The organism is Paraburkholderia sp. BR10937, from assembly GCF_040965695.1.
Lineage (GTDB): Bacteria > Pseudomonadota > Gammaproteobacteria > Burkholderiales > Burkholderiaceae > Paraburkholderia.
In genome coordinates this window covers 80,913-96,089 of record NZ_JBFRCL010000034.1, presented here as the reverse complement: position 1 = coordinate 96,089, position 15,177 = coordinate 80,913, and the positions used below count along the sequence as shown (strand labels likewise).

Annotated in this window: 12 protein-coding genes and 1 pseudogene; 8 read left to right on the top strand and 5 right to left on the bottom strand. The window is 65.8% G+C overall.

Annotated features, from left to right (window positions below; genetic code table 11):
- Both AB4Y44_RS26140 and AB4Y44_RS26135 read left to right on the top strand, forming a co-directional pair.
- Positions 1 to 449 (top strand): annotated as a pseudogene (locus tag AB4Y44_RS26140) (DNA polymerase Y family protein); the annotation flags it as partial.
- 34 nt (positions 450 to 483) lie between these two features.
- Positions 484 to 3,966: an error-prone DNA polymerase gene (locus tag AB4Y44_RS26135; RefSeq protein WP_368701272.1), complete on the top strand. Its 3,483-nt coding sequence runs from the start codon at positions 484 to 486 to the stop codon at positions 3,964 to 3,966.
- 4 nt (positions 3,967 to 3,970) lie between these two features.
- Here the strand turns inward: AB4Y44_RS26135 and AB4Y44_RS26130 are convergent, their stop codons facing one another.
- Together AB4Y44_RS26130 and AB4Y44_RS26125 are read right to left on the bottom strand one after the other, a co-directional pair.
- On the bottom strand, positions 3,971 to 4,897 hold the full coding sequence (locus AB4Y44_RS26130; RefSeq protein WP_368701271.1) for a dTDP-4-dehydrorhamnose reductase family protein: 927 nt from the start codon (positions 4,895 to 4,897) through the stop codon (positions 3,971 to 3,973).
- Between the two features lie 11 nt (positions 4,898 to 4,908).
- Positions 4,909 to 5,115, bottom strand: coding sequence for a heavy-metal-associated domain-containing protein (locus AB4Y44_RS26125; protein WP_342921900.1), 207 nt, complete (start codon positions 5,113 to 5,115; stop codon positions 4,909 to 4,911).
- A gap of 163 nt (positions 5,116 to 5,278) precedes the next feature.
- Between AB4Y44_RS26125 and cueR the strand changes: the two genes are divergently transcribed.
- The 3 genes from cueR (at position 5,279) to AB4Y44_RS26110 (ending at position 6,726) form a co-directional block, all read left to right on the top strand.
- Entirely contained in the window at positions 5,279 to 5,704 is a 426-nt protein-coding gene (gene cueR / locus AB4Y44_RS26120; RefSeq protein ID WP_368701270.1) for a Cu(I)-responsive transcriptional regulator, read from the top strand.
- 296 nt (positions 5,705 to 6,000) lie between these two features.
- Positions 6,001 to 6,150, top strand: a complete 150-nt coding sequence (locus AB4Y44_RS26115) for a DUF3563 family protein (protein WP_110388587.1) — start codon at positions 6,001 to 6,003, stop codon at positions 6,148 to 6,150.
- A 279-nt stretch (positions 6,151 to 6,429) separates the two neighbouring features.
- Positions 6,430 to 6,726, top strand: coding sequence for a hypothetical protein (locus AB4Y44_RS26110; protein ID WP_342921965.1), 297 nt, complete (start codon positions 6,430 to 6,432; stop codon positions 6,724 to 6,726).
- Positions 6,727 to 6,755: 29 nt separating this feature from the next.
- Here AB4Y44_RS26110 and AB4Y44_RS26105 read toward each other — a convergent pair whose 3' ends face one another.
- Positions 6,756 to 7,601 (bottom strand): 23S rRNA (adenine(2030)-N(6))-methyltransferase RlmJ, encoded by an 846-nt coding sequence (locus AB4Y44_RS26105; RefSeq protein WP_342921901.1) that lies wholly within the window; start codon positions 7,599 to 7,601, stop codon positions 6,756 to 6,758.
- Positions 7,602 to 7,799: 198 nt separating this feature from the next.
- Positions 7,800 to 8,771 carry an aldo/keto reductase gene (locus AB4Y44_RS26100; protein WP_110388584.1) on the bottom strand — a complete coding sequence of 324 codons (972 nt, stop codon included), beginning with the start codon at positions 8,769 to 8,771 and terminating at the stop codon, positions 7,800 to 7,802.
- A gap of 261 nt (positions 8,772 to 9,032) precedes the next feature.
- Here AB4Y44_RS26100 and AB4Y44_RS26095 point away from each other — a divergent pair, with 261 nt between their 5' ends.
- Together AB4Y44_RS26095 and AB4Y44_RS26090 are read left to right on the top strand one after the other, a co-directional pair.
- Positions 9,033 to 9,836 carry a 3-hydroxybutyrate dehydrogenase gene (locus AB4Y44_RS26095; protein ID WP_254314362.1) on the top strand — a complete coding sequence of 268 codons (804 nt, stop codon included), beginning with the start codon at positions 9,033 to 9,035 and terminating at the stop codon, positions 9,834 to 9,836.
- A 29-nt stretch (positions 9,837 to 9,865) separates the two neighbouring features.
- Positions 9,866 to 11,146, top strand: a complete 1,281-nt coding sequence (locus AB4Y44_RS26090; RefSeq protein WP_342921902.1) for a patatin-like phospholipase family protein — start codon at positions 9,866 to 9,868, stop codon at positions 11,144 to 11,146.
- A 125-nt stretch (positions 11,147 to 11,271) separates the two neighbouring features.
- Here the strand turns inward: AB4Y44_RS26090 and AB4Y44_RS26085 are convergent, their stop codons facing one another.
- Positions 11,272 to 12,471 carry an amino acid aminotransferase gene (locus tag AB4Y44_RS26085; protein WP_368701269.1) on the bottom strand — a complete coding sequence of 400 codons (1,200 nt, stop codon included), beginning with the start codon at positions 12,469 to 12,471 and terminating at the stop codon, positions 11,272 to 11,274.
- A 344-nt stretch (positions 12,472 to 12,815) separates the two neighbouring features.
- On the opposite strand from AB4Y44_RS26085, the gene uvrB reads away from it, so the two are divergent.
- The gene (uvrB, locus tag AB4Y44_RS26080; RefSeq protein WP_342921904.1) at positions 12,816 to 14,897 is read left to right on the top strand and encodes an excinuclease ABC subunit UvrB; all 2,082 of its coding nucleotides are present in this window, start codon (positions 12,816 to 12,818) and stop codon (positions 14,895 to 14,897) included.
- The last annotated feature ends 280 nt before the right edge of the window (positions 14,898 to 15,177 follow it).

The window sequence follows — 15,177 nt, the reverse complement described above, 5'->3', positions numbered from 1 at the left end:
TCGGCGCGCGGCTTGGCGAGCAGAACGTGCTGCAGCTTTTCGTCGAGGACGATCACCGGCCCGAGCTGGCGATGTCGGCGCGGCCTAATCGCGAGAGCGGCGCGAAGCGTCCGCGCAAGCCGCGCAAGGCGGGCAAGCCGCAGCAGGAAGCCGGAGCGCGCGCGCCCGTGCAAAGCGCCTTCGACCTGCCCGAGGTGCCGCTGCCGACCCAGCCGAGTCCGGCGTGGCTGCTCGAAAAGCCGCTCAAGCTCGCGACGCGCGGCGACCGGCCCGTTTATCGCCGGCCGCTGAAGACGCTCACGCGTACCGAGCGCATCGAGTCCGGCTGGTGGGACGGCGAGGGCGTCGGGCGCGACTACTACGTCGCCGCCGACGACCAGGGCCGCATGTTCTGGCTGTATCGCGAGCGCATTGGTGGCCAGTGGTATCTGCAAGGGCTGTTCGGCTAGCGCTTATTCGTCGTTCTTTCGGGTTTCAGGAATCATGTCGATCAGCGGGACGGGCGCGTCGTCGCCTCCACAACTGCCGGCGCAGTGGGCCGCGCAGCTGCCTGACTACGCCGAGCTGCACTGCCTGACCAATTTCACTTTTCTGCACGGCGCGTCGCGCCCGGGCGAGATGGTCGAGCAGGCGATCCGCCACGGCTACCGCGCGCTCGCGATCACCGACGAATGCTCGTTCGCGGGCGTCGTGCGCGCCTGGAGCGCGCTCAACGAATACGACGAGGCGCGCAAGAAGGCGTATGACGAAGCCGTGCGCGAGGCCCGCGAATGTGGCGGCCACGCCGCCGCCGCGGCCTTGGGCCCGTTCGAGCCGTCGCTGCACCTGCTGATCGGCAGCGAGCTGAATCTCGTCGACGAACATGGCGCCCCGTTCTGCACGATCGTTGCGCTCGCAACGACCCGCGAAGGCTATGGCAATCTCTGCGAGCTGATCACGCTGGCGCGCTCGCGGGCGGCAAAGGGCAGCTATCGCGTGCATCCCGCCGATTTCACCGAGCCCGAGCCGGGCTTCGAGCATTTGAAGCACTTGCGCGAGTGCGTGTTGCTGCTCGTGCCGCAGCGCGCGGCCGCGCTCGCGCAAACGCTGCGCGCCGCGCACTGGCTCGCGGGCTTCGCGGCCGAGCGCGCCTGGCTCGCGCTCGAACTCTGGCAAACCGGCGGCGACGACACGCAGATCGAAGTGCTGCGCCACGTCTCGCAGGAGAGCGGCCTACCGCTCGTCGCGGCGGGCGGCGTGCTGATGCACGCCCGTTCGCGCAAGCCCTTGCAGGACACGTTGAGCGCGATCCGTATCGGCAAGCCGCTCGCTTCGTGCGGGCGCGCGCTGGAGGCGAATGCGGAGCGGCATCTGCGCTCGCGCGTGCGGCTCGGCGCGATTTATCCGCGCGAGGCGCTCGACGCGACGCTCGACGTCGCGCGCCGCTGTACGTTTTCGCTCGGCGAACTGGCCTACGAATATCCCGAGGAACTGGTGCCGCCCGGCGAGACGCCGCAGTCGTGGTTGCGCAAGCTCGTGATGAAGGGCGCACTGGAGCGCTGGCCCGATGGCCTGAACGACAAGCGCCGCGATCAGATCGAGCAGGAACTCGAGCTCATCGACGAGCTGAAGTACGAGAAGTACTTTCTCACGGTGCACGACATCGTCCGCTTCGCGCGCGATCAGAAGATCCTGTGCCAGGGGCGAGGCTCGGCGGCGAACTCGGTGGTTTGCTACTGCCTGAAGATCACGGAGATCGACCCCGTGCGCATGAACATGCTCGTGGCGCGTTTTCTCTCTCGCGCGCGCAACGAGCCGCCCGACATCGACGTCGACTTCGAGCATCAGCGCCGCGAAGAAGTCATTCAGTACATCTACCGCAAGTACGGCACGCGCCGCGCCGCGCTGGCCGCGACGCTCATCACCTATCGTTCGCGCAGCGCGTTGCGCGATGTCGGCAAGGCGCTCGGCCTCGACAGCGCGCTCGTCGAAAAGCTCTCGGGCGCGCATCAGTGGTGGGACGGCCCCGATTCGATCGCGCGCCATCTGGAGGAAGCGGGCTTTTCGCCCGACTCGCACGTGACCCAGCAGCTCATCCGCCTCACGCGCGAGCTGCGCGGTTTTCCGCGCCATCTCTCGCAGCACGTGGGCGGTTTCGTGATCGCGCGCGACAAGCTTTCGCGCCTCGTGCCGATCGAAAACGCGGCGATGAAGGACCGCTATGTGATCGAGTGGGACAAGGACGATATCGACGCGCTGCGGCTGTTGAAAGTGGACGTGCTCGCGCTCGGCATGCTCTCGGCGATCCGCCGCTCGCTCGAATTCGTCGCGCAAAGGCGCGGGCTGCCTGAGATGCGCGTGCAGGACATTCCGGTCGAGGACCCGGCGGTGTATCGCATGTGTGCCAGGGCCGATACGGTCGGCGTGTTCCAGATCGAGTCGCGCGCGCAGCAGAGCATGTTGCCGCGTTTGCGGCCGCGCACGTACTACGACCTCGTGATCCAGGTGGCGATCGTGCGGCCGGGGCCGATCCAGGGCGACATGGTGCATCCGTACCTCAAGCGACGGCACGGCGACGAGGCGGTGGAATATGCGAAGGAGGAATTGCGCCCGGTGCTCGAACGCACGCTCGGCGTGCCGATCTTCCAGGAGCAGGTGATGCATCTCGCGATGGTCGCCGCGGACTACACCGGCGAGGAAGCCGACAAGCTGCGCCGCGCAATGGCCGCATGGCGGCGCGATGGAGATCTGCGGCCGTATCAGGCCGATCTCACGAAACGCATGCTCAAGAAGGGCTACACGCTGGAATTTGCCGAGCGCATCTGCAAGCAGATCGAGGGTTTCGGCGACTACGGCTTTCCGGAAAGCCATGCGGCGAGTTTCGCGCTGCTCGTCTACACGAGTTCGTGGCTCAAGCGTTACGAGCCCGCCGCATTCCTGGCAGGACTGCTGAATAGCCAGCCGCTCGGTTTCTATTCGCCTTCCCAGCTCGTGCAGGATGCGAAGCGTCACGGCGTGCCGGTGCGCGCGCCCGATATCGCGTTGAGCGACTGGGCGTCGGTGCTGGAGCGTCGCAACGCACCCGGCGAGCGGCTCGATGACGAGGCGGTTCGCGCGCGCGCCGCCGAGGGGCTGCATTATCACGCGCTGCTGGGCGCGGCCGCGTTGACGTGCAGGGGCACGCTCAAGCGCGGCGGCCGGCGGCACAGGTTCATGGACGGTCTCAAGCGCGTCGTGCGCTCGCGCATGGCGCTTGCGCCGAGCCGCTATGGACGCGGCGGGCCGGCCGTGCGGCTCGGCTTCAGTCTCATCAAGGGCTTTTCCGAAGATGCCGCGCGGCGTGTGATGGAGGCGCGCGAGCGCGCACCGTTCACCGGCGTCGACGATCTCGCGCGCCGCGCGGCGCTCACGCGCCGCGAGCTGGAGGCGCTGGCGGCGTCGAACGCGCTCGCGAGCATCGCGGGCCACCGGCGCGAGGCGTGGTGGGCCGTGACCGCGCAGCACGCGGTGCCCGCGCTTTTGCGCGATGCGCCCGTTGCCGAGGCGCCGCTTGCGCTGCCGCGCGCTTCCGAAGGCGCGGAGATCGTCGCCGATTATGCGAGCCTGCGTCTCACGCTCAATCGCCATCCGCTCGAACTCCTGCGCCACGGCCTCGCGAAGCAGCGCTTTCGCACGGCGGAGCAGCTGGCGCACTGCCGGCACGGCATGCTCGCGCGCGTGTGCGGAATCGTGACGGTGCGGCAGCGGCCGGGCACGGCGAACGGTACGATCTTCGTGTCGCTCGAGGACGAGACCGGCAGCGTCAACGTGATCGTGCACGCGTCGCTCGTCGAGTCGCAGCGCAAGGAACTGCTAGGGTCTTCGCTGCTGGCGGTGGCGGGCGTGGTGCAGCGCGAGGGCGAGGTCGTGCATCTCGTGGCGCACCGGCTGGAGGACCACAGCCGGCTGCTCGGGCGGCTCGCCACGGAGAGCCGCAATTTTCACTGAATTTTCACTGGCGAGCGGCCGGCTCGCCGTCTCTCATGAACGCGTCGAGCACGGCGCGAATCGCCACGTCGAACGGCGTGCGGCGACCCATCCCCAGCGTTTCGAGGCGGCTCGAATCGAGATGACAGTCGCGCGGGCGCGGCGTCGCGTCGGTGGGCGTCGGCTGTGCGAGCAGACGCGCCTCTACGCCAAGTGCCTGCGCGATCCGTTGGGCGATGTCGTACTTCGTCATCGGCTCGTCGCCGGACCACTGCGCGACCCCGCGCACCGCGTTGCCGTCCGCACAGCGCAGCAACAGTTCGCGGATCGCGAACGCCACGTCGGGCGTGAAAGTGGGGTAGCGCGTGGCCCACGCATCCATCGGCGCCGCCTGTGCGCCGGGCTCTGCCGAGGCGACGATGGCCGGCACGAGACTCGTGACCGCGGATTCGTGCCAGCCGACGATCGGACCATACAGCAAGGGCAGGCGCAGCACGAGGGCGTTGTCGCTGGTTTCGAGCAAGGCCCGCTCCCCTTCGAGCTTGCTGTGGCCATAGGCGTTGAGCGGATTCGGCGTGTCGCCGACGCCGTAGGGCGGCTGCGTGCCGTCGAAGACGTAATCGGTGGAGATCGACAGCACCCATGCGCCGCGCTGCCGCGCCGCCGCGGCGACGCTGCGCACCGCATCGACATTGAGCGCGCGCGCCGCCGCCGGATCGTGTTCGCACACGTCGGGGCGGCGCTCGGCGGCGGCCAGCACGATCGCGTCGGGCGCCTCGCGCTCGACGAACGCGTTCACGGCCTGCGCGTCGCGCACATCGAGCACGGTCTGCTGCGGGCCGCCGTGACGGAACGCGGTCGGCACGACTTGCCAGGCGGTCACGGCGGCGAGTTCGCGCACCACGGCGCGCCCAAGCAGGCCAGACGCGCCGATCACGGCAACCTTGAACATGGCCCGGTCCGTCAGACGCTGGCCGTGCCGACGACGGTGTAGCCGGCTTCGTCGATCGCCGACTTCAGAATGTCGGCGCTCTGGCTCGATTCGACCTTCACGCGGCCGGCGGCCAGATCGATCTCGACCCGGGCTTGCGCGTCGTGTTCGTGGATCGCGCGCGTGACGGCGCCTACGCAGTGCTGGCAGCTCATGCCTTCGACGTTGAACTGGATCATCGTGTGTTCCTTTTTTCAGAGATTGAGGCTGGTTACTACCCGATATGAGGCCGCTGGCGGATTATGCCAGCGGGGACCGAATGTCGCGCTGGACCTTCCCATTGTGGGAAGGTGTAGGATTGGAAGATTGATCAAACGATCGGCCAGAGAGCGGGAGAACGGCGTGAACATCGGCGAAGCGGCGCGCGAATCGGGCGTGACGGCAAAAATGATCCGCTACTACGAAAGCGTCGGGCTGCTGGCGCCCAAGGGGCGCACGGAGTCCGGCTACCGGGTGTATGGGGCGGAGGAAGTGCATTCGCTGCGCTTCATCCGCCAGGCGCGCCGATTGGGCTTTCTCGTGGACGACATCCGGCGCCTGCTGGCGCTCTGGCACGACCGCTCCCGCGCGAGCGCCGAGGTTAAGTCGATCGCGCTCGAACATGTCGCCGAACTCGATCAGCGCATCGCCGAACTGTCCCAGATGCGCGACACGCTCGCCCACCTGGCCTCGCACTGCCAGGGCAACGAGCGGCCCGACTGCCCGATCATCGAACGGCTTGCCGACGTCGCCCCGGCAGACTGCCACGAGCCTGGCCACGTACACTGAACGCAGGTGCAACCGCAGCGGGCAAATTGACGCAACCGCATGGGCTGCGCGCACCGTATTGGTGCGTCCTGGCGTGATCGCCGCCGAGCGTCTGCGAATTCGCCGGAAAATGGGTTGATAAAACATGATGTTGCCAATTCGCTCCCTGGGGTCATTCCAAAATGGAATGCACAGTATTCGGGCAATTCACTAGCAAAGTTCGGTGCAACCGCTACAATACGGGTTATCCCTGATGAGGGTTATCCCTGATGTGAATTCACCGGGGATCGCCGAACCGAATCCCTGGAGCACACATCATGTTTGCATTCGTTCTTGAAAAGCTGAGCAACTGGTTTGAAACTGCTGAACGTCGTCGCCGCGAAGCGTATCTCGCCTCGTCGGCCGATATCGTCCAGCTCGAGCAGCGCCTTCGTTCGATCGAAACGAACGGCTACAACTCGCTGTAAGCCAGTTTCGGCCGGGCTCAGTCCGGTTCGAGCAGCACGATCTCAAGCCCCGCATTGGCGGGGCTTTGTCATTTCTGCACCACCGATGGAACAGAGCCTGAGCCTTCCCACCGGGGTAAGGTAAAGTCTTTTTTGCGACAAGCCGTCATAGCAATGATGTCGCTTTCTCACCGGGGGCCGTTCATGGTGCAAGACCGCATTTCCCACCGCACGCCTGTGTTGCCTCGCCGCGCGTTGCGTCGTTTTTCTGTTGCGCGTGCGGGCCTGATCGCCGTCGTCATGGCGTGCGCCAGCGCCGGCGCGCATGCCGGGCAGCCGCTCATTCTGGATACACAAAGAGGGATCAGCGACGGCCAACCGGGGCTCGTGCTGCAAAACGCGCCGCTCTCGCCCGAGCCGATGGTTCAGGCGGCGCAACCGGCGGGTCTCGCGCCGGATTCGTCGCAGCCGTATGTCGTCGCGCCGTACGTGGAAGTGCAGCAGGGTGGTGGGCGGCCGACTCCGCCGCCGCGCCCGCCGCGCCCCCCTCATCGCCCGACGCCGCCGCTTCCCCAGCCGCTGCCATCCGGGCAGTAAGGCTGCTCGCGTGGGGTCGAGTCCGCGGCTCAGTCGCCGCGCGACTCGATCCTGAATTGCGCGCCGACGTCCTGGCCGAGCGTTTTCACGAGCCACGGCAGCGCCTCTTTCATCGCCGCTTCGAGCGTGTAGGGCGGGTTCAGGACGAACATGCCGCTGCCGTAAAGGCCGAAGCCGTCTTCAGGCGGATTGCTCACCGAAAACGTGAGGTGCAGCCAGTTCTTGTTCTGCAGGCGCTTGAGCTGCTCCGGGAAGCGCTGCGATTCGGGACGCGTGACCTGCGGGTACCAGACCGCATAGGTGCCGTTCGCAAAGCGCTTGAGGCTTTCCTCGACGCACGTCAGCGTGCGCGCGTAGTCGCGCTTGTCCTCGAAAGACGGGTCGATCAGCACGAGCGCCCGGCGCGGCGGCGGGGGCAGGAGCGCCTTGATGCCGTCGAAGCCGTCGCCTGCGTAGATCATCACGCGGCGGCCCGCGTCGTGGAAGCGGTGGCGCAGCACGTCGATTTCCGTGCTGTGCAATTCGAACAGCCGCATGCGGTCCTGCTCGCGCATGAGACGCCAAGCGAGATAGGGCGAGCCGGGGTAGAAGCGCAGTTCGCCGTCGGGGTTCAGCGCCGCTACTTCGTCGACGTAGTCCGCGAGCGCCGCGGGCAGGTCGTTGCGGCCCCACAGCTTGCCGATGCCCGTGTCGAACTCGGCGTTCTTCGTCGCGTAGCCTTCGCGCAATGCATAGGCGCCGGCGCCCGCGTGGGTGTCGATGTACCAGTACGCCTTGTCCTTCTTGCCGAGGTAGTGCAGCAGTTGCACGACGACGGCGTGTTTCAGGACATCGGCATGATTGCCGGCGTGGAAGGCGTGACGGTAGCTCAGCATGATGGACGGGACACGAGGTCCGGTGAAAACGGGGAAAACGGCAGCGGCGGCGCGATGACGGCGCCGCCCGCGAGGTCGCGTATTGTACGCCACCGCAATATGCGACCCGCGGTACGCGGTCCGTCCGGCTACGCCCGCGCGTGAGCCCGCCCAGCGGTTTCGGACGCGCCGCGGCGTCTTGCGGGCACGAGCCCTACATCAGTCGTAAGCGTCGCCGACGATCGCCTCGATCTGCGCCTTGATGTCTGGCGTGATCTTTTCCGCCACGTCGCGCGCCTTCATGTTTTCGCCGATCTGCTCGATGCGCGAGGCCCCGGTGATGACCGTGCTCACGCGCGGATTCTTCAGGATCCACGCGAGCGCCAGTTGCCCCACCGAACAGTCGAGTTGTTTCGCGAATTCAGCGAGCTTGCCGACGATCTCGTTCTTGTCGGGGTCGGTGACGTTCTTGCGCAGCCAGTCGTAGCCCTGCAGTTCCGCGCGGCTGCCCGACGGCACGCCGCCGCGATACTTGCCGGTGAGCAGACCCGAGGCGAGCGGGCTCCAGGTGGTGAGGCCGAGGCCGATGTCCTCGTAGAGCCGACGGTATTCGTCTTCCACACGCGTGCGGTGGAACAGGTTGTATTGCGGCTGCTCCATGACCGGCTTGTGCAGGTGATGGCGCTCCGCGATTTCCCACGCGGCGCGGATTTCGTCGGCGCTCCACTCCGAGGTGCCCCAGTAGAGCGCCTTGCCGCGCGTGATCATGTCGCTCATCGCCCAGACGGTTTCTTCGACCGGCGTGTTCGGGTCGGGGCGGTGGCAGAACACGAGATCGACGTAATCGAGTTGCAGCCGCTCGAGCGAGCCGTCGATGGCGTTCATGAGGTACTTGCGGTTGAGCGTGTGGTACTGGTTGGGCGCTTCGTTCAAGCCCCAGTAGAACTTGGTCGAGACCACATAGCTCACGCGCGGCCACGCGAGTTCCTTGAGCGCCTGGCCCATGAGCTCTTCCGACTTGCCGCCGGCGTAGGCCTCGGCGTTGTCGAAGAAGTTGATGCCCGCGTCGCGCGCCGCCGCGAGCGATTCGCGCGCGAGCCTGGCGTCGACCTGGTTGCCGTAGGTGACCCACGAGCCGATGGACAGTTCGCTTACCTGCAGGCCTGAGCGGCCCAGTCGCCGATAGTTCATGAACGCCTCCTTGTGAGCCGATAAAGCTAGCACGACTTCGCCGTTGCTGCTGAACGGGCTTGCGCCGCGCGCCGCGCCTTGCAGTGCGGCGAAAATCTCTTTTGCCTGTCCTGCTCGATGCTTCGATGAGGCGCCTTCATGCACAATAGCCTCGTTGGCCGCGACGCAACATCCGGCCGGATGGCATAAGCCATTCGTCAGGTTTGACGGCGCGCGCTCCGAGGTTTCATCCTGTCCCGTTCACTCACCTGGAGGTGCCCGATGTCGTCTCTCTCCCTGAACACGAAACTCGATGGCAAGGTCGCAGTCGTTACCGGCGCGGCCAGCGGCATTGGCAAGCAGATCGCCCTCACGCTCGCGCAGGCGGGCGCCGCGGTCGCCATCGCCGACCTGAACCAGAGCGGCGCGGACGCCGTGGCCGAAGAGATCAAGGGCGCAGGCGGCAAGGCCATCGGCGTCGCCATGGACGTCACCAGCGAAGAGGCCGTGAATCAGGGTATCGACCGCGTCGCGGCCGAACTCGGCCCGGTCGACATCCTCATCTCGAACGCCGGCATCCAGATCGTGAACCCGATCGAGAACTACGCGTTCTCCGACTGGAAGAAGATGCAGGCCATCCACGTGGACGGCGCGTTCCTCACCACCAAGGCGGTGCTCAAGCACATGTACAAGGACGACCGCGGCGGTGTCGTGATCTACATGGGTTCGGTGCACTCGCACGAAGCGTCGCCGCTCAAGTCGGCCTATGTCGCGGCCAAGCACGCGCTGCTCGGCCTCGCACGCGTGCTCGCCAAGGAAGGCGGCAAGCACAACGTGCGCTCGCATGTGGTGTGTCCGGGCTTCGTGCGCACGCCGCTCGTGGAAAAGCAGATTCCCGAGCAGGCGAAGGAACTCGGCATCTCCGAGGAAGAAGTGGTCAAGCGCGTCATGCTCGGCGGTACGGTGGACGGCATCTTCACGACCGTCGAGGACGTCGCGCAAACCGTGCTGTTCCTCTCGGCGTTCCCGAGCGCAGCGTTCACTGGCCAGTCCTTCGTCGTGAGCCACGGCTGGTTCATGCAATAACGCAGGCATCGGGCCGAGGAGGCGCGGCAATGGCGCAACGCAAGAAGGGGCAGGTCCAGTCGAGCGCAGTCGACGACGAGGTCGGCGCGCATACCGGCGCGCGTATCGGCAACGCACCGCAGGGGAGTGCACCGCAGCCGCATGTTTCGAACTGCGGCGCGGAAGCGAAAGAATGGGAAACCATCGCGCTCACGCTGCAGGGGGGCGGTGCGCTCGGCGCGTATCAGGCGGGCGTGTACGAAGGGCTCGTCGAGGCCGGCATCGCGCCGAACTGGATCGCGGGTATCTCGATCGGCGCGCTCAATACGGCCATCATCGCGGGCAATGCGCCCGAACATCGCGTGGCGCGGCTGCGCGAGTTCTGGGAGACGATCTGCCAGCCCGCCTTTAGCTTCCCGTTGCCGCCCTTCGTCGAGCACGCGCTGTTCAATGCGAACGCCGCCGTGCGCAAGACCTTCACGGCCATGCAGGCGGCAGGCGCGATCGTGGAAGGGCAGAAGGGCTTCTTCGTGCCGCGCTTTCCGCCGCCGCTGCCCAATGGATCGGGTTCGCCCGAAACGGCCAGCTACTACGACACGAAGCCGCTCAAGGCCACGCTGGAACGCCTGTGCGACTTCGAGCGCATCAACTCGGGCGAAACGCGCGTGTCAGTGGGCGCGGTCAACGTGGGCAGCGGCAACTTCGTCTACTTCGACAACAAGACCACGACCTTGCGTCCCGAGCATTTCATAGCCTCGGGCGCGCTGCCGCCGGGCTTCGCGGCCGTGGAGATCGACGGCGAGTACTACTGGGACGGCGGCCTGATGTCGAACACGCCGCTCTACGAGGTGATCCAGACCACGCCGCGGCGCGACACGCTCGCGTTCCAGGTCGATCTCTGGAGCGCGCGCGGGCCGGTGCCCGACAACCTCATCGACGTGCAGGGGCGCGTGAAGGACATTCAGTATTCGAGCCGCACGCGTCTCGTGACCGATATCCTGCAGCGCTCGCAGCGTTACCGGCACGTGCTGCGCGAGGTGCTCGACCGCGTCGCGCCCGAGCATCGCAATGACCCGTGGGTCGCGCTGGCGGACGAGCTTTCGTGCTCGAAGAAGTACAACGTGATCCATCTCATCTACCGGCAGAAGGAATACGAGGGGCACTTCAAGGACTACCAGTTCGGCCTCTCGACCATGCATGAGCATTGGGCTAGCGGCCTGCAGGACATCCGCGCTTCGCTCGCGCAGCCGGACTGGCTCGACAAGCCGGACAACGACTCGGGTTTCGTCACGCACGATATCCATCGCGATTCGCGAGGCCACGGCAGCTGACGTTTTCCGGCGAAGTTTTCCAAGGCGTTCGCCAAAGAAAAAAGGCGTCCGTTCGAAAGAACGGACGCCTTTTTTATCGCGCCAGCAAGCCGCTACGCAGCGGCCCGTCTTGCTGGCGAACGAGCTTACTTCAGCACTTGGGCGACTGCGCTCGCCACGACGTCGAGGTTGCGCGTGTTCAGTGCGGCCACGCAGATGCGGCCCGTGCTGACCGCATAGATGCCGAACTCTTCGCGCAGGCGGTCGACCTGGGCAGCGGTCAGGCCCGAATACGAGAACATGCCGCGCTGCACGTTGATGAAGTTGAAGTCGCGGTCCACGCCGGCGGCCGTGAGGCGCTCGACGAGGCCCGTGCGCATCGCGCGGATGCGGTTGCGCATTTCGCCGAGTTCCGCTTCCCACATGGCGCGCAGGTCGGCCGAGCCGAGCACGGCTGCGACCACCGAGCCGCCGTGCGTCGGCGGGTTCGAGTAGTTGGTGCGGATCACGCGCTTGAGCTGCGAGAGCACGCGCGCCGACTCTTCCTTGCTGGCGGTGAGGATCGACAGCGCGCCCACGCGCTCGCCGTACAGCGAGAACGACTTCGAGAACGACGACGAGACGAACACGTTGAGTTCCGAAGCGGCAAAGAGGCGCACGACTTCGCCGTCTTCCGCAATGCCGTCGCCGAAGCCTTGATAGGCGATGTCGAGGAACGGCACCAGACCGCGCGCCTTCACGGCTTCGATGACCTGCTTCCACTGGTCGATCGTGAGGTCCACGCCGGTCGGGTTGTGGCAGCACGCGTGCAGCACGACGACGGTGCCGGCGGCGTAGCCGTTCAGCGCGCTCAGCATGCCTTCGAAGTTCACGCCGTTGGTCTGCGCGTCGTAGTACGGATACGCGACGACTTCAAAACCCGCGCTTTCGAACAGGGCGCGGTGGTTTTCCCAGCTCGGGTCGCTGATCGCGACCTTGGCATTCGGGTTCACGCGCTTGAGGAAATCGGCGCCGATCTTGAGCGCGCCCGTGCCGCCCAGCGCCTGCGCCGTGACGACGCGGCCCGCGGCGATCAGCGGCGAGTCGTCGCCGAGCAGCAGCTTTTGCACCGCGGCGTCATAGGCGGCCAGACCTTCGATCGGCAAATAGCCGCGCGGCAGACCGGCTTCCACGCGGGCCTTTTCTGCTTCGCGCACGGCGCGCAGCAGCGGAATCCTGCCTTCCTCGTTGGTGTACACGCCCACGCCGAGGTTCACCTTGGTCGCGCGCGCATCGGCGTTATAGGCTTCGTTCAGACCCAGGATCGGGTCGCGGGGGGCGAGTTCGACAGCGGAAAAGAGGGACATGATCGTTCGGCAAAAGTGAAGGAAGATCGGTTGGGCCACATGCTGCACCGGCCACGGAACTCGCTATTGTAACGAATCCTCAAGCGGGATTTCCGCGGATTTGCCATTCTCCGCGCCGTTTTCAGGGCTATTTCCGGCGCGATTGGGCGATTTCTGGTGCGTCGTTGCGCAGCGTTCACCGCCTGCCGACCGTCATCGCCGCGCGCGGCCCTTGCAGGGCCGGCCGCCGCACCCCATCTAGCATCCAGACCCCCCAGGTTCACCCAGACTGACCCAGGCTCGCCCCTCGGCAAGATGCGGCGAGACGCTAGAATAGTTGTTTGCTCCGCGCACAGGATGCCCCCATGTCCGACCACCCCGTCGCCGACGCGCCCGCGCTCGACGAGTCGAAATTCATCCAGTACGAAGGCTCGCCGTTCCAGCTCTACCAGCCGTACCCGCCGGCCGGCGACCAGCCTACGGCCATCGAAACGCTCGTGGAGGGCGTGGAAGACGGCCTCTCGTTCCAGACGCTGCTCGGCGTGACGGGCTCGGGCAAGACCTACACGATGGCGAACACCATCGCGCGCCTCGGCCGCCCGGCCATCGTGTTCGCGCCGAACAAGACGCTCGCCGCGCAGCTCTACGCCGAATTCCGCGAGTTCTTTCCTCGCAACGCCGTCGAGTACTTCGTCTCGTACTACGACTACTACCAGCCGGAAGCCTATGTGCCGCAGCGCGATCTCTTCATCGAGAAGGATTCGTCGATCAACGAGCACATCGAGCAGATGCGGCTTTCGGCCACCAAGAGCCTGATGGAGCGGCGCGACGTGGTGATCGTCGCGACGGTTTCGGCGATCTACGGTATCGGCAATCCGTCCGAATACCACCAGATGATTCTCACGCTGCGCCATGGCGACAAGCTCGGCCAGCGCGACGTCATCGCACGCCTGATCGCCATGCAATACACGCGCAACGAGCAGGACTTCCAGCGCGGCACCTTCCGCGTGCGCGGCGATACCATCGACATCTTTCCGGCCGAACACGCCGAAATGGCGGTGCGCGTGGAACTGTTCGACGACGAAGTGGAAACGCTGCAGCTCTTCGATCCGCTCACGGGCCGCGTGCGCCAGAAGATTCCGCGCTTTACGGTGTACCCGTCGTCGCACTACGTGACGCCGCGCGAGACCGTGCTGCGCGCCGTCGAAACCATCAAGTCGGAATTGCGCGAGCGCCTCGAGTTCTTCCATGCGGAAGGCAAGCTCGTGGAGGCGCAGCGCCTCGAACAGCGCACGCGCTTCGATCTGGAAATGCTTCAGGAGCTGGGCTTCTGCAAGGGCATCGAGAACTACTCGCGGCACTTCTCGGGCGCGCTGCCCGGCGAGCCGCCGCCCACGCTGGTCGATTACCTGCCGACCGATGCCATGATGTTCCTCGACGAATCGCACGTGCTGATCGGCCAGTTCAACGGCATGTACAACGGCGACCGCGCGCGCAAGGAAAATCTCGTCGACTACGGCTTCCGGCTGCCTTCGGCGCTCGATAACCGGCCGCTCAAGTTCAACGAGTTCGAGCGCAAGATGCGCCAGGTGGTGTTCGTCTCGGCCACGCCGGCCGACTACGAGAAGAAGGTGACGGGCCAGATCGCCGAGCAGGTCGTGCGGCCCACGGGCCTCGTCGACCCGGTGATCGAAGTGCGGCCCGCATCGACCCAGGTCGACGACGTGCTCGGCGAGATCAACGAGCGCGTGGCCGTGGGCGAGCGCGTGCTAGTGACCACGCTCACCAAGCGCATGGCCGAGCAGCTCACGGAGTTCCTCGCCGACCACGGCGTGAAGGTGCGCTATCTGCACAGCGACATCGACACGGTCGAGCGCGTGGAGATCATCCGCGACCTGCGTCTGGGCACGTTCGACGTGCTCGTGGGCATCAACCTGCTGCGCGAGGGCCTCGACATTCCCGAGGTCTCGCTCGTGGCGATTCTCGACGCCGACAAGGAAGGCTTCCTGCGCGCCGAGCGCTCGCTGATCCAGACGATCGGCCGCGCCGCGCGTAACGTGAACGGCAAGGCGATCCTCTATGGCGACCGCATCACGGACTCGATGCGTCGTGCCATCGACGAAACCGAGCGCCGCCGCGCCAAGCAGATGCACTTCAACGAAGAGCACGGCATCGTGCCGCGCGGCGTCGTGAAGCGCATCAAGGACATCATCGATGGCGTTTACAACGTCGATGAAGCCCGCGCCGAGCTGCGCGAGGAGCAGGAGCGCGCGAAGTTCGAGGACATGTCCGAGAAGCAGATCGCGAAAGAAATCAAGAAGCTCGAAAAGCAGATGATGGACTACGCGAAGAACCTCGAATTCGAGAAGGCCGCGCAGGCGCGCGACCAGCTCGCCGTGCTGCGCCAGCGCGTGTTCGGGGCGAACGTGGGCGACCATCCGATCTGATGGGCTTCGAGCGGGCTGTCCGCTCGGGCGGGCAGGGCGGCACGGGCGCCGCCCCGCGCCTGTCTCTCCCCAGTATTCCTTCGATTTCCTTTCGTGTATTCGCGGCCCCGAAACACCGCTGTAAGGCGCCCTAAGCCTGTGTTAATCAAGCGCTGCTAAAACCCTGTTCCACTGAGGCTTTTGGTGGCGCCGAATTTGTCCCTCATCTGCATCGGTGTTAAACTTCAGCATTATTGAGAATTGTTCGCATTAACTTTCTTATGTACGTGCGGCAGGCTCA

Bases quoted from the DNA above. Each gene is read 5' to 3' on its own strand.
- AB4Y44_RS26090 (WP_342921902.1), top strand. From the start codon at position 9,866: ATGGCGCAACGCAAGAAGGGGCAGGTCCAGTCGAGCGCAGTCGACGAC.
- AB4Y44_RS26115 (WP_110388587.1), top strand. From the start codon at position 6,001: ATGTTTGCATTCGTTCTTGAAAAGCTGAGCAACTGGTTTGAAACTGCT.
- AB4Y44_RS26085 (WP_368701269.1), bottom strand. From the start codon at position 12,471: ATGTCCCTCTTTTCCGCTGTCGAACTCGCCCCCCGCGACCCGATCCTG.
- uvrB (WP_342921904.1), top strand. From the start codon at position 12,816: ATGTCCGACCACCCCGTCGCCGACGCGCCCGCGCTCGACGAGTCGAAA.
- AB4Y44_RS26105 (WP_342921901.1), bottom strand. From the start codon at position 7,601: ATGCTGAGCTACCGTCACGCCTTCCACGCCGGCAATCATGCCGATGTC.
- AB4Y44_RS26095 (WP_254314362.1), top strand. From the start codon at position 9,033: ATGTCGTCTCTCTCCCTGAACACGAAACTCGATGGCAAGGTCGCAGTC.
- AB4Y44_RS26125 (WP_342921900.1), bottom strand. From the start codon at position 5,115: ATGATCCAGTTCAACGTCGAAGGCATGAGCTGCCAGCACTGCGTAGGC.
- AB4Y44_RS26100 (WP_110388584.1), bottom strand. From the start codon at position 8,771: ATGAACTATCGGCGACTGGGCCGCTCAGGCCTGCAGGTAAGCGAACTG.
- AB4Y44_RS26135 (WP_368701272.1), top strand. From the start codon at position 484: ATGTCGATCAGCGGGACGGGCGCGTCGTCGCCTCCACAACTGCCGGCG.
- AB4Y44_RS26110 (WP_342921965.1), top strand. From the start codon at position 6,430: ATGGCGTGCGCCAGCGCCGGCGCGCATGCCGGGCAGCCGCTCATTCTG.
- AB4Y44_RS26130 (WP_368701271.1), bottom strand. From the start codon at position 4,897: ATGTTCAAGGTTGCCGTGATCGGCGCGTCTGGCCTGCTTGGGCGCGCC.